Source organism: Rickettsia tamurae (genome assembly GCF_000751075.1).
In the GTDB taxonomy this organism is placed as follows: Bacteria; Pseudomonadota; Alphaproteobacteria; order Rickettsiales; family Rickettsiaceae; genus Rickettsia; species Rickettsia tamurae.
In genome coordinates, this window is the sequence record NZ_CCMG01000003.1 from 1 (window position 1) to 1,009 (window position 1,009).

The following is a 1,009-nucleotide window of genomic DNA, read 5'->3' on the forward strand; positions in this document are numbered from 1 at the left end:
GATACCTTTAGCTTCACCAACTTGTAAACCTTCAAGAACACCTAATTCTTTTCCTTCTTGTTGCCAATGTTCTGCTAAACTTCTCATAAGCCTTGTCCCTATTTCCGGATTCAACTTTGTTGATAATAAATTCTCTAGTTTTATTTTATCATCTTGCTCTATCTTCGTCAATGTATAATATAATATCATTTCTAGATAATCATAACCTATTGTTATTTTGGTTAATTCCGGTAATATATCTGATATTTCTTGCCATCTTTTTAATAATTCCCTCTCATGTATATGCTTGAGAAAAAATTCTAATATCCCTGACCATATCCTTTGTTTAAATTCTTCGTCAGGAATTTCATGGACATCCACTAATTGGTAATCATTAATCCATAATTCTCTTGCTAATTTGTTATTGGCAAATAAACCCCACAAATTCCTTGCAACATTGTATTTCTCCTGACCATTGAAAAATATCATCGGGTATATTAATGGTAAAGTCTTAGCTTTAGGATTTTGTATTAAATATCGCTCACAAATATTAATCATATATTTAAATAGCCTAAAAGCCATGAAATGATCTGCTTTTGATTGATGCTCGACAAGCAAAAATAAGTATCCATCTTGTTTATCAAATTTGCATGAAAATAAAACATCAGAGATAGAATCTTTTAAAGAGCTTTCTACAAATGTGGTATTTTCCATTGCTAAACTAGGAAAATCTATTAAAGCTTTTATTTCCTTAGGTAAATGTGCATTAAAGAACTCATGGGCAACTAGAGGATTCTCGAGTGCCTTACGAAATATCTTATCATGCTTAGCTTTTTTCGTGCCTTTATCTGGATCACCAAGCAGGTTTCCTTGTTCACTCATATATTTACATTTTTTAACTTGATAAAATATTATTACACTATACTCTAAACTCTTATTCCTTGATTTAGTTTGATCTCAGAGCAATTCTTTACCGCACTTTTTATTTCTTTACCTATTTCTGAGCTTGAACTTACATATTGCATTACTT

General features: G+C 30.6%; 1 protein-coding gene. It reads right to left on the bottom strand.

The window, feature by feature from the left end; genetic code table 11:
- A partial coding sequence (locus MB29_RS00830; RefSeq protein ID WP_032138684.1) for an Rpn family recombination-promoting nuclease/putative transposase occupies positions 1 to 861 on the bottom strand: 861 nt, incomplete at its 3' end.
- Positions 862 to 1,009: the final 148 nt, after the last annotated feature.